12 protein-coding genes and 2 tRNA genes are annotated in these 12,095 nt (G+C 51.6%); 8 read left to right on the forward strand and 6 right to left on the reverse strand.

The genetic code is table 11. The features are described 5' to 3' along the window. Nucleotides 1-20 precede the first annotated feature (20 nt). The 4 genes from H5P27_RS01700 (at nucleotide 21) to H5P27_RS01715 (ending at nucleotide 2,081) form a co-directional block, all read left to right on the forward strand. Nucleotides 21-545, forward strand: a complete 525-nt coding sequence (locus H5P27_RS01700; protein WP_185658650.1) for a YkgJ family cysteine cluster protein — start codon at nucleotides 21-23, stop codon at nucleotides 543-545. A gap of 101 nt (nucleotides 546-646) precedes the next feature. Continuing rightward, complete coding sequence (locus H5P27_RS01705; protein ID WP_185658651.1) at nucleotides 647-925, forward strand: hypothetical protein; 279 nt, start codon at nucleotides 647-649, stop codon at nucleotides 923-925. A gap of 117 nt (nucleotides 926-1,042) precedes the next feature. Then, complete coding sequence (locus H5P27_RS01710) at nucleotides 1,043-1,411, forward strand: DUF4112 domain-containing protein (RefSeq protein WP_185658652.1); 369 nt, start codon at nucleotides 1,043-1,045, stop codon at nucleotides 1,409-1,411. A gap of 196 nt (nucleotides 1,412-1,607) precedes the next feature. Continuing rightward, nucleotides 1,608-2,081 (forward strand): Dps family protein, encoded by a 474-nt coding sequence (locus H5P27_RS01715; protein WP_185658653.1) that lies wholly within the window; start codon nucleotides 1,608-1,610, stop codon nucleotides 2,079-2,081. A 220-nt stretch (nucleotides 2,082-2,301) separates the two neighbouring features. Here H5P27_RS01715 and H5P27_RS01720 read toward each other — a convergent pair whose 3' ends face one another. The 3 genes from H5P27_RS01720 to H5P27_RS01730 form a co-directional block, all read right to left on the reverse strand. Next, nucleotides 2,302-2,964, reverse strand: coding sequence for a mechanosensitive ion channel family protein (locus H5P27_RS01720; protein ID WP_185658654.1), 663 nt, complete (start codon nucleotides 2,962-2,964; stop codon nucleotides 2,302-2,304). Between the two features lie 443 nt (nucleotides 2,965-3,407). Beyond that, the gene (locus tag H5P27_RS01725) at nucleotides 3,408-4,466 is read right to left on the reverse strand and encodes a transporter substrate-binding domain-containing protein (RefSeq protein WP_185658655.1); all 1,059 of its coding nucleotides are present in this window, start codon (nucleotides 4,464-4,466) and stop codon (nucleotides 3,408-3,410) included. Between the two features lie 95 nt (nucleotides 4,467-4,561). Further along, nucleotides 4,562-4,720, reverse strand: a complete 159-nt coding sequence (locus tag H5P27_RS01730) for a YqaE/Pmp3 family membrane protein (RefSeq protein WP_185658656.1) — start codon at nucleotides 4,718-4,720, stop codon at nucleotides 4,562-4,564. A gap of 255 nt (nucleotides 4,721-4,975) precedes the next feature. Here H5P27_RS01730 and H5P27_RS01735 point away from each other — a divergent pair, with 255 nt between their 5' ends. Beyond that, a complete protein-coding gene (locus tag H5P27_RS01735; protein WP_221774566.1) occupies nucleotides 4,976-5,461 on the forward strand; it encodes a hypothetical protein in 486 nt (161 codons plus the stop codon). A gap of 13 nt (nucleotides 5,462-5,474) precedes the next feature. Here the strand turns inward: H5P27_RS01735 and H5P27_RS01740 are convergent, their stop codons facing one another. From H5P27_RS01740 to H5P27_RS01750, 3 genes are all read right to left on the reverse strand, one after another. Continuing rightward, the gene (locus H5P27_RS01740) at nucleotides 5,475-7,595 is read right to left on the reverse strand and encodes a multiheme c-type cytochrome (protein ID WP_246462401.1); all 2,121 of its coding nucleotides are present in this window, start codon (nucleotides 7,593-7,595) and stop codon (nucleotides 5,475-5,477) included. Nucleotides 7,596-7,771: 176 nt separating this feature from the next. After that, entirely contained in the window at nucleotides 7,772-9,616 is a 1,845-nt protein-coding gene (gene ilvD / locus H5P27_RS01745; RefSeq protein ID WP_185658658.1) for a dihydroxy-acid dehydratase, read from the reverse strand. A 222-nt stretch (nucleotides 9,617-9,838) separates the two neighbouring features. Continuing rightward, a tRNA-Met gene (locus tag H5P27_RS01750) sits at nucleotides 9,839-9,915 on the reverse strand. Nucleotides 9,916-10,170: 255 nt separating this feature from the next. Here H5P27_RS01750 and rpsB point away from each other — a divergent pair. The 3 genes from rpsB (at nucleotide 10,171) to H5P27_RS01765 (ending at nucleotide 12,094) form a co-directional block, all read left to right on the forward strand. After that, nucleotides 10,171-11,022 carry a 30S ribosomal protein S2 gene (rpsB, locus tag H5P27_RS01755; RefSeq protein ID WP_185658659.1) on the forward strand — a complete coding sequence of 284 codons (852 nt, stop codon included), beginning with the start codon at nucleotides 10,171-10,173 and terminating at the stop codon, nucleotides 11,020-11,022. Nucleotides 11,023-11,113: 91 nt separating this feature from the next. Then, nucleotides 11,114-11,710 (forward strand): translation elongation factor Ts, encoded by a 597-nt coding sequence (gene tsf, locus H5P27_RS01760; RefSeq protein WP_185658660.1) that lies wholly within the window; start codon nucleotides 11,114-11,116, stop codon nucleotides 11,708-11,710. Nucleotides 11,711-12,004: 294 nt separating this feature from the next. After that, a tRNA-Ser gene (locus H5P27_RS01765) sits at nucleotides 12,005-12,094 on the forward strand. Nucleotide 12,095 lies beyond the last annotated feature (1 nt).

Raw genomic sequence — 12,095 nt, forward strand, 5'->3', positions numbered from 1 at the left:
AGGCCGGATGTGTAGGCCTTATGAATGCTGCTGAGAAACTCTGTTTGGCTTGTGGCCTATGTTGCGATGGGTCGCTTTTTGACAATGTCCGACTCGCCGCGGACGAAGACGTAGCCAAACTGAAGTCAGAAGGCTTACCGGTTAAGCTGTCTCGGGCTAAGATTCCGGTAGCGTTTTTCACCCAGCCCTGCCGGGCTCTGAATTCCGATTGTGTGTGCCAAGTGTATGAGGCTCGCCCTATGCAGTGCCGTAGTTTCGAGTGTCGTGTCTTTAAGGAAGCGGTGGCAGGTCAAATCGACTTCGATAAAGCCCACCGTTTGGTCAGTAAGGCCCGTAAGCAGTGCGATAGGGTGAGACGACTGCTGCGGAAGCTGGGCGAGATGGATGAACGTCGCTCCATCGGTTTGCGGATTAGAAGGGTGCAGCGTCTCGTGGAAGCGGGGATGTTGGATTCCAATGCTGCCGACGCTTACGCGGAGCTCGGGCTTGCCGTTCACCAGCTCGATCTTTTGGCCCACAAGCACTTTTACACCGAAGAAGCCTAGGGCTTGCGTAGTAAAATAGGCTAAAAATCCGGATCTTAATGAACTTAGACTTGGAACCCTAGTGAGCTTAGTGTTTCCACCTTTCTGTCGATTTAAGGGTCATGAAAAGTGGAGTGGAAAACAGAAGTAGTCACAACCGGATAAACGTCTCCTTGCAGGGCGTTTTTCTCCTTTTGCTTGCCGCACGTTGTCATGGTCTCGACGCATGGATACCGACCCTGCTGGCCAGCATAGGCTTGGCCGTGGGATTTATCGGGTGCTGTGGGCATGCACGCTTCGTCTTTGGCCAAAATGCATTTTCGGCAAAGGTAGAGGCGGCTGTTTTCCTGCTAACTGATACCGTGCAAGCCCTAGATGATTCTGCCAGAATCAGACGCTAAAGCGGTCTGGATTCATTTCTAGTCAGGTCGCGGTTCCCTGAACTAAATCCGAGTTGGTCTGGATTATGCAAATCCGTATCCGAATCCGAGCGGACGCTTGGACAAGGAGGTTTTGCTATGAAAGATTCTACACCATTGGAGAAACGCGAGGACGTGGTGAACCGTCTCCGCAAGGTATCTCATTTTTATGACTCTGCTTTCCGTATCCCAGGCACGCAGATTCGAGTGGGCTGGGACAGTATTTTCGGCCTCATTCCGGGCGTTGGTGATTTAGTTGGAGTGATACCGCTCGCCTACAATCTTCGGGTCGCTCGCCGTTTTGGTTTGGGTAAACGCGTCTACACTCGGCTCATCTTCAACCAGCTAGTGGACTTCATCCTGGGTTCCATCCCTTTGGTGGGAGACATTTTTGACTGGGCTTTCCGGGCCAATGTCAAAAATGCGGATTTGCTGATATCAAAAATAGAAAAACAGGCTGCCGCCTGAGTTTCTGTTCCATTGCGTGGATACTGCAAAATGCAGGTGGCCCCATTTTCTCTTCGTGCGAAACGCATCGTTGCCTGTCATGTCCCAGAGGGGCGGTAGGTTTGGCATAGTTTAGGCGATGTAAGGCTTATCAACACGAATTTCTCTGCGGCTAGCTTCGCTAGTTTCAGAGGCTAAAACCAAAACCTGAAATCTTATGATAGAAACAGAGAACATCGTCGAAACGGAAAACAAGAACGCTGAAGTTGTGAAGGGATTGCGCCAGGTCGTGGCAGACAGCTACGCTTTGCTTGGCCAGTTGCACCTTTGCCACTGGAACGTAACCGGCCCTGGCTTCTTTTCGTTGCACACCGCTTTTGAAGAACAGTACACAGAGCTTTTCACGGCGGTCGACGAAATAGCGGAACGTATCCGCGCGCTTGGATACAAAGCTCCAGGCGGATTACGTCATCTTGCAGAAATGTCTGAAATCCACGAAGCGGAAGAGGATTGCCCAGCTGAGGAGATGGTACGTCATCTGTACCTCTCGCATGAGCTAGTGATCGGCAACCTCAAGAAGGCGAGGGATCTCGCTTCTGAGGCGGATGATGACCAAACCGAAGATTTGATGATTGCTCGCATTCAGTCTCACGACAAGTCGGCTTGGATGTTGAAGAGTTACCTCTCTTAGTCAGCAGTTTGTGAAATGCGTCTGTATTGGGAGTGTTAGGCCGGAGCTGACGCGCTTAGTAGTTAAGCAAAATCTGGGTTCGCTTTTCAGCGAGCCCATTTTTTTGCGCTTAACGGAGCGGCTTTCGATTTGTAAGGGCAGATCCCAGCTGGGTTGTGATGCAAAAAAAGCTGACCGAGATTCGGTCAGCTTTTCTGTTGTTTGGTTAGTCAACTAGAACCTAAAACTTTGGTTGTCGGATTCCTTCCAGGTTTTGTTGGCTGTGATCGATATCATTTTTCTTCTCAGACTCAGAGCTCTTGGTCTTTTCTTCTTTTGACTCCTCTTCGTCCGATGCTCCCCCATCTCCCGGCCGAAGGATCGTTTTTTGAAAGAACTGGTTGTTTGGAACCCTAAAGACATCTCCGCTAGTACGCCTCAGCGTAGTAAACATAAAGTTCACGTCGATGACTCGCCCGCTCACTTCATCGCCCACTAGACGCACGTAGTCGCCCACCTTGAAAGGTTTGAATCCTAGGATGAGGAGGGTTGAGGAAATGTTACTCAAGACACTCCAAACGGCGACGAAGCCGATGGCTACGAGTCCTAGAACGGTCGATATGAAGGTCCAAAAATTTCCTATCGGTATCCCGAAAGTCCCCAGTATCAAAACGAGGGCTGCGAACAGAACCCCATATCTCGCAACCAGTCTGACGGGTAAAAGCGTTTGCTTGGAGAGCTTCGCTTTCTTTTCCAAACGGTTTAGCAGTCTAGATAGCAGGCTCACTATCAAGATAGCGATAGCCACGATTATGGCCACGTTGATGGCCCCCGCGACGATTTGGTGCCAGTCTATTTCAATCTTACTGAAATCAATGATCGAATTCGTAGTGATCGTTTCCATACCGAGAGTTTACGCAACTCACGCGCCATTGAAGGATGCTGGCTTTGCCGTTTGCTCTTTTAAAACTTCGCAGTCGTTTTTGCGGTCCTCGAGAGGTTCCCGGGTGTTCACGCAACTGAAAGGGATCTAGCCCCACCATGCATAATGGGGTGGTATGCGTTGCGTAATGCATGGCACATGGGGTTGTTGGCGAACTGAACAGCGTTACGTGCAGAGGGAAGGTTAGAAACTTTTGGGTCTTCCTCCTCTGGGGCCAGGTTTTTCGGAAAAGTTGAAAGCCGAATTCCGAAGATTGGCACGGCACTAGCGATAATAGAGGTGTTTAGAGAGAGATCTTCTTGTGGCTTCGGCCACAGTAGAGGAAGGAAACAAATGGGGCGGCCCTTGGGAAGGGGCCGCCTTTTTGTTTTCATCAAAGAGTAGTTAAACAAAGACTACAGTATCTATTGAATGCTAAGGTCGTACTTGGCTTTGATGTCCTCCCTGCGCCCGCTCTCCAGAGTTTCCAAGAGCGCTCGGTTAACTCGCTCTAGTATTTCCGGGTCGACGTTCATGGCGATAGCATAGTCCTGTGGTTGCAGGGTAAGGTTGAGAACCTTTATGTCGTCGCTTTTGCGAAGTTGATACCTCATGAGGTCCTTGTCGTAAGCCACTGCTTTGAGTCTGCCGTTTCTCAGTTCCTCGAAAGCCTCTGCCATGGTATCGAACGCGATAGGCTTGGCCCCTGCGGAATCCAAAAAGTCGACGCTCGTAGACGATTTTATTGTTCCTACCTTACGACCTTGAAGATCGCTCGCTCCCGTTATCTCATCAGAAATGGAGCCTACTGTGAGTGAGGTTGCGATCGATGCGGTGAAACTCGAAATAACGATTACGCTCGTGAACATCCATATCAACGCAACGATGCGTCCTCCAAGGGTAACGGGCGATTTGTCTCCGTACCCGACCGTGGTCATTGTCACCGCAGACCACCAAAATCCATCACCGATCCCTTTGAGCTTTTCTCCGCCAAATTGTTCCTGGTTGGTTTTCCGCTCGAAGACCCAAATAGCGAAACCTGCGGCAAGTAGAATGATGAGAAGTCCGATGAGCGCGGAGGCGAACTGCCACGAAAAAAAGGCTTTCGCCACTGCCAGCCAGTTTAGTCCGTCTGAGCTCTCCCTGACTGCTATACCCAAACCTGACGAGTAGTAAGAGTGCGAGAAGTCCATGCGTTCTTCTCTTTGGCTGTTCATCGTGATGGCCGAGATCGCGGCGTCGTATTGGCCATTTGCTACGCCATCGAGCATTCCGGCCAAGTCAGTCTCTTCTAACGTATAGTCGAGTCCCGCCTTTGCGGCTATATCTCTCCACAGGTCTACGGAAAGTCCCTGCCATTCGCCGGCTGAATTTTTCATGGCGAAGGGAGGCGTCTCTTTGATTGCCACCTCTAGCTCTTGAGAATACGAGACGTAAACGGTGGAAAGGAATAGGTATATGAAAATTAGATACTTTCTAAACATGTCTTAGGTCGGTTTTGTTCACCATTATGTGTTTAGGTCGGCACGCAAAAATGCTCCAGTCTTGCAAGACTGGAGCATTTTCAAAGGGTCGCTCTCTACTTTTTTAGAATGATGTAGATGGCGTGTATTATGCCTGGCACGTATCCAAGTATCGTTAGCAGAATATTCAGCCAAAAGTGTAAGCCGATGCCGACCTGCAAGAATACGCCAACTGGCGGAAGTAAAATGGAAAGAAGGATTCGTAGGATGTCCATGAAGGTGATTGTTTGGTTGTTTATGTGATTTCGACTTTTCTTCCTCCGGGAAGATAGCCGCCTTACCTTATGCAATTGATGCGCCAAACTAATTTTTGTTGATCCGGGACATCGTTGAGTTGAGTCAGGTCCGATTCATCTTGCCTTCATTTTTCAATTGCTAGGCTGTCTGATGCTTCCCTCGCGAGAAGGACTGCTTGCCTGAACCGGCTTTGCTCGCAGGATTAGACTTTTTATTACGCTATGAGAAATAAGATGAGAGTTTACCACCGCTACCTAGGCTTCTTTTTGTCTGGGATTATGGCGATCTATGCGCTGAGCGGGATTATCCTTATTTTCCGCAATACGGACGCCTTCAAAGTCGTGTCCCAGGTTGAGGAGACTTTAGAGCCGGGCCTCGATGTGGAAGGTTTGAAAGAGGCCTTACGCATGCGCCGTTTCCGTGCTGATGAGGTGACGGAAATGACGATAGCCTTCGAGTCGGGCACCTACAATCGGCTAAATGGCCAAGTGAGCTACACGAAAAAAGAGCTTCCTTACATTCTCAAGAAGTTCGAAGAGATGCACAAGGCCACTTCCGATAAGCCGCTATTTTTCTTAAATGTATTTTTCGGGGTATCGCTCCTATTTTTCGTGGTTTCCTCCTTCTTCATGTTCCTGCCCAAGTCTAAGGTTTTTCGTATGGGCCTCTATTATACGGCGGCGGGAATGGTTTTGGCAGTAGTAGTCGTTTACTTCTAAAATACCCGGTTCTTTAGTTCGGCTGGAGTAGGCTGAGTAGGGCGTTTGAATTGGGGTGTAGGCTTAGGGCTTCCCTAAGCGATTCATCCGCGGCTTGAGTGTCGCCGATCCTTAACTGAGCGGCGACTAGGTTATACCACCATCGATCTTGTGAAGGATCTTTGGATACTGCGGATCTTAGTGACTCGAGCGATCTGGACAAATTCTGACGTTCTGCCCAAAGCAATCCTTCCGCATAGTCTATCCAGCCATCGGCTGTCGCCTCCTGTGGCGCAGTGCCCAGAAATATATGGGCCATTTCGAGATATCCCCCGCTGGCGAGTATGATGGCTCCTTGGTAGTAGACGGCTGAGTTTACGGAATCGAAACTGGCCGCGACTTTCATATGCTCGAACGCTGATTGGGGATCACCTTGTTCGATTGCTTGACTCGCTAGTTGCAGGCGAGTTTGTGGGCGATCGGAATTCGCCTCCAGGCGAGCTTGCCATTCGCTCAGGTCCATTGGCTTATTGGGGTCGGTTCTTAGGAATGAATCGACGGCAGCAATGCGAACGCCTCTTACCGAATCTTCAAGTAAGGCGCTTAATATCGGGTTTGAGGGACTGTCGTTGGCAACGAGTTGCGCTGCGGCTTCCCTCACTATTGGTTCTAGGCTTTGTGTGGGATCTGGAAGTGTTTTCAGAATGTCCGACGAATACCCTGCATTGGCCAGAAGTTGGAGATAGGTGGCTTGTCGATAGGGATTTTCGTTTTCCCGATAGGCGGGTAGGATCGCTTCGAGGGGGAATGGTGTTGAGGCGTCCCAGGCTTGCTTCATCATGCGGGCATGTTCACGCCTCGCTTCTACTGATGGGCCTGAGAACCATTTGTCGAATTGCTCGGCGGCCCATTGGTCGTCCTGGTCTGAATGGCAAGAGCTGCAGGCATTGGGAATACCCATTTCAAGGCTAAGCTGAGGATCGGGTATGGTGAACCCGTGGTCATGACGAGGGTCACGAGCCATGTATGTCCGAGTTGGCATATGGCATTCGATGCAGCTATTCCCAGAGGATCCCGCGGAATGCCGAGAGTGTACAGTTGGGTTTATGAGGGGGGAGTCGAGCTTGCCGGTACCATGGCATTGCATGCAAAGAGTATTGTTTTCTTTGGGAGCTACAAACCCTCCTGAATGAGGGTTGTGGCAATCGAGGCAACTCACACCAGCGTGCCCCATGGGGCTTAGTTGAAGTGAGGCATAAACGTAGTCTTCGTCTTGAGCTTTGAGATCGGCGAAGTAGAGGCCTTCTCGGATAGGCAGAGCTAGCGAGTAGTGGTCATGGTAGTTGTCGCCTGAGACGAACTGCCCGCCCGTCAGCTCCTCTCGGCGCGAGTGGCAACCGGCGCAATTTTGCATGGCCAATTCAGCGTTCTCCGAACCGTAAGGATTTGCGGATACATGTTCTAAGCCGGCTTCCGCGGCGTCGGCGTGTTCGATGGCTTGGGAATGACATTGGAGGCAACTTACGGACTGGGCTGTCCATTTGCTGGCGTAGGAGTCGGTCTCCATGTCGTAGCCTTTTTCGAACTCGGTCATGTGACACCATGCGCAATTGGAATTCCAGTTCATTCCTTGTCCAGTCCAGTGGCCCCATTCTCCGACTTGACGGTCTTCGTCTCCAAAGATGTCGAACCACTCCTTCTTTTCTGGATCGAATGCCAGCGAGTGAGCTTGCAAGCGGCCGCCTTCGCTTTCGATCAAGTATTGCCGAAGTGGATGATAGGCAAGAACGCCTCGTGCTGGGCTCATTTCTCCTTCTGGATTTAAGGGCATCATCAGATCGTTCCCTTCGACCTGCGGGGCCTTCTGCTCCAGTTCGCCGGCAGCGATAGGGGATTGGAATGCGTCTTTGTCGATTTCAGAATCGAGTGGACGATTCGCTTTCGCGTGGTGGCTAGTCACCCAGTCGTTGTGTTGTTGCTGGTGGCAGTTTAGGCATCTTTGAGGGGAGGAGGCTGCAGCTCTTTTTGGGCGGAAGGTTAGAGGTAAGGCCTCTTCCTCTGTCTTTGCTCTTTCACTACAGCCAACGAAGATAGCCAAAGCTGCGATCGCATAAACGCTCAAAACTATCCAAGTTTTCGGGGGGTGAAAATGCATACCAGTTGTTAGGAACGTAATGGCTGGGTGGCTACTGCGTAACGGTATGGAATCTCCTTTCTAGGTTTTTGTCGAGACTGGCTAGACTTAGCCCGAAAATGGAATACGAAAAAGCCGCCGAACTGGAGCTGTCTCCAATTCGGCGGCTTTGAGATTCTTGAGGATCAGTCGGGGGATTAGTCGAGCTTGGACAAATCCCGAACCGCTCCGCGGTCTGCGCTGGTGGCCAGCATGGCGTAGGCCTTCAGGGCGGCGCTGACTTTTCTGGGACGCTGTTCCTTAGGCTTCCAAGCGAGGTCGCCCAATGCGTCCATCTTGGTCCGTCGTTTATCGAGCTCTTCATCGGTAAGTTTCACGTCGATGCTGCGATTTGGAATGTCGATACGGATGATGTCGCCATTTTCCACAAGGCCGATCGGCCCGCCAGCTCCCGCTTCTGGGGAAACGTGTCCGATGGAGAGTCCCGAAGTACCACCTGAGAAACGCCCATCTGTCAGCAGAGCACACTGTTTGCCGAGTCCCTTGGACTTGATGTAGCTGGTAGGGTAGAGCATCTCCTGCATACCCGGTCCTCCGCGAGGTCCTTCGTAGCGCACTACAACCACGTCGCCTGCCTTGACCTTACCCGCTAGAATATTGGATACGGCTTCCTCTTGGCTTTCAACCACATGAGCTGGGCCTTCAAATACCCAGATGCTTTCGTCGACGCCCGAAGTTTTAACGACGCAACCTGCCGGAGCGATGTTTCCGGTTAGGACTGCCAGTCCACCTTCTGAGCTGTAGGCATGTTCCACGCTGCGGATACAACCGTTTACGCGGTCGTCGTCGAGGCTCGGCCAACGAGCGCTTTGGCTGAAGGCAACCTGAGTAGGAATGCCTCCAGGACCGGCTTTGTAAAATTCTAGGATTTTTGCATCCTCGGAACCGACGATATCCCAGCTGGCAAGGGATTGCTCCATTGTCTCGCAATGGATGGTTGGAAGGTCAGTGTGGAGCAGTCCACCGCGATTCAATTCCGCGAGGATGGAAACGACGCCGCCTGCCCGATGCACGTCCTCGATGTGGTATTTTTGAGTGTTAGGGGCGACCTTGCAAAGCTGCGGAACTTTGCGGGACAAACGGTCGATGTCTTCCATGGTGAAGTCGACCTCCGCTTCTTGAGCCGCAGCCAAAAGGTGCAGGATCGTGTTGGTCGAGCCTCCCATAGCGATATCCAGGGTCATGGCGTTTTCGAAGGCCTTAAAACTGGCTATGCTGCGAGGAAGTACGCTGGCGTCGTCCTGCTCGTAGTAGCGCTTGGCGGCCTCTACGATTGTGCGCCCAGCTTGCAGGAAGAGCTCCTTGCGGTCAGCGTGAGTAGCGACAACAGTTCCGTTCCCCGGAAGGGATAGTCCCAGGGCTTCGGTGAGACAGTTCATAGAGTTGGCGGTGAACATGCCGGAGCACGATCCACAAGTCGGGCAGGCAGATCGTTCGATTTCAGCAACTGTTTCGTCGTCCACCTTGTCGTTAGCGGCCATTACCATGGCGTCCACCAAGTCCAATCCGTGGTCAACCAGCTTGGTTTTGCCGGCCTCCATTGGGCCGCCGGAAACGAATATGGTTGGAATGTTCAGGCGAAGCGAGGCCATGAGCATGCCCGGCGTGATCTTGTCGCAGTTGGAGATACAGACCAGAGCATCGGCGCAGTGGGCGTTGACCATGTACTCAACGGAGTCGGCGATGATATCGCGAGAAGGCAGGCTGTAGAGCATGCCGTCGTGTCCCATGGCGATACCGTCGTCCACCGCGATGGTGTTGAATTCCTTGGCAACGCCGCCGGCTTCGACGATAGCTCCGGCCACGAGTTGGCCCATGTCCTTTAGGTGGACGTGTCCCGGTACGAATTGGGTGAATGAGTTGGCCACCGCGATGATCGGTTTGCGGAAGTCGTCGTCCTTCATTCCGGTCGCTCGCCACAGGGCACGAGCTCCGGCCATGTTGCGGCCAGCTGTAGAGGTTTTGGATTTGTACTGAGGCATGTGCTTACTTTGTTCTTTAGAAGCTTAGCTGTTTGAACCTCTGGGTCGCGCACTTCAATGAATCTTCCTCTTTAGGGGAAAGTTTTCGCTTTGTACGGTGAGGTGGTCGGCTCATATTTCGAATCTAGAATTTCGCTGAGCTGCTCGGAGTGATTGCTTTTTTGAGTAAAGCAGAATCAGAATAAAAGGCGAAGGCCCAACGCTTTACGCATTGGGCCTTCATGGGTGCAGGGGTTGGATTTGAACCAACGACCTTCAGGTTATGAGCCTGACGAGCTACCAGACTGCTCCACCCTGCAACTGCAGTTGTTAAACTGTAAAACTCCGCTCTGGTGGTCGGAGGAGACGCAGAAAGGGTAATAAAAATCCGTCTGTCAATGCCATTTCCAAAATTTCTGAGGATTTGCCTCAAATTACTCCTTGCCAAGGAGGGGGGGAGGGATACCGTTCTCGCTTCTCCCATTCCGGGACTCAAAAACTAACAATCAAAACCATGAAAGTAAGGTCGCTTCCGAGCGGTCTGCGCCCCGCTTCTAAAGGGGTGTCCAAAGCATATGAATATTGAACTAACTGATCTTCTAGACGCTGGAGTACACTTCGGCCACCAAGTTAAGCGTTGGAATCCGAAGTCCAAGAGCTTCGTTTTCGATCACCGCCAAGGGATCTCCGTGATCGACCTGGCCAAGACTTACGAAGGCCTGAAGAAGGCTTACGACTTCGTAGAAGAAGTTGTGGCCAAGGGTGGTGAAGTCCTATTGGTAGGCACCAAGCGTCAAGCTCAGGAAATTCTCCGCGAAACTGCAGCCAACACTGGCATGCCATTCTGCGTTAATCGCTGGATGGGTGGCACGCTCACCAACTGGCAGACCATCACTACCTCTATCGCGAAGTACAAGAAGTACATGAAGATGGATGAGGATGGATCTTTGGCGAAGCTTCCTAAGAAGGAAGGTTCCGCTATCCGTCGCGAGATGGCACGTATGCACCGCAACTTCGAAGGTATCGTCAAAATGGACAAGCTCCCTGCAGCTATGTTTGTAGTAGACGTTAACTACGAAGACATCGCGGTAGCTGAAGCCCGTCGCGTAAAGATCCCAGTCGCTGCAATCGTAGACACCAATTCCGACCCATCGACCGTAGACTACGCGATCCCTGGTAATGACGACGCAGTAAAGTCGATCCGCATCATCCTCGAAACGATTGCCGAAGCGGTCGAAGCCGGTCGCGAAAAGCGCTCTAGCCGCATGAACCAAGGTAAGGGAGATGCCGCAGCAGCCGCGACTGAAATGGCTGCCGCCGCCGCTCCTGCTGAAGCAGAGGAAGCTCCCGTTCCTGCTCCAGTAGCTGCTCCGGTTGAAGAAGCTCCGGTTCCAGCTCCTAAGGCTGAAGAAAAGTCGGAAGGCTAAAACGACTCTCTAGGAGGCGTTGTTTCGACAACGCCTCTTTTTCGTTTCTACACAAAATTTCTCCACTCAATACTACATTTCTTAATAGCAAATGAGCGCACAAATATCCGCGAAACAAGTAGGTGAACTCCGTGCCCAGACCGGTGCTGGTCTGATGGACTGCAAGAAAGCTTTGACTGAAGCTAACGGCGACTTGGAGGCCGCAGCGACTATCCTCCGCAAGAAGGGAATCGCCTCTGCCGACAAGAAGGCTGGTCGTGCCACTTCCGAAGGTTTGATCGACTCTTACATCCACTTGGGTGGCAAGGTAGGCGTACTGATCGAAGTTAATTGCGAAACTGACTTCGTTGCCAAAAACGACGACTTCAAGCAGTTCGTAAAGGATGTTTCCTTGCACATCGCTGCTCTGAATCCTGTTTGCGTTAGCCGCGAAGAAGTTCCTGCCGAGCTCGTCGAAAAGGAGCGCGAAGTTGCTGCTTCCCAGGCGGAAGGCAAGCCAGCGCAAGCGGTTCAGAAGATCATCGAAGGTAAGCTCAACAAGTACTACTCCACTGTTTGCTTGCTTGATCAACCTTTCGTCAAGGACGACAGCAAGAGCGTTCAGGATGTTCTTACCGAACAAATCGCTAAGCTTGGCGAAAACATGAAGATCCGTCGTTTCGTTCGTTTCCAGTTGGGAGCTGAATAGTTCAGGCGCGATTTTCTCAGAAATCACTTTGGCGGCTTCCTCGATGGGGAAGCCGCTTTTTTTGCAACGACTGCTGCAATATGAAGTCGATCATTGGATAAAGGAACGCCGGATTGAAGTCGATCCTTGCAAATCCCGTCTCGACCCATTTGATACGGCTCCTCTTTTGACGGAGAAGTGCCAGAGTGGTCGTACCGAGCCGTAATTACGGCGACAGCGCGAAAGCGCCATGGGACTGGTTTCAGTCCTTGTTAAATTCGGAATGAGCAGTTTGACGCGGATTCGTTTTATGACGGAGAAGTGCCAGAGTGGTCGAATGGGACTGACTCGAAATCAGTTGTGGGGGTAACTCCACCGGGGGTTCGAATCCCTCCTTCTCCGCCAT

The sequence above is a fragment of the Pelagicoccus albus genome (assembly GCF_014230145.1).
Lineage (GTDB): Bacteria > Verrucomicrobiota > Verrucomicrobiia > Opitutales > Opitutaceae > Pelagicoccus > Pelagicoccus albus.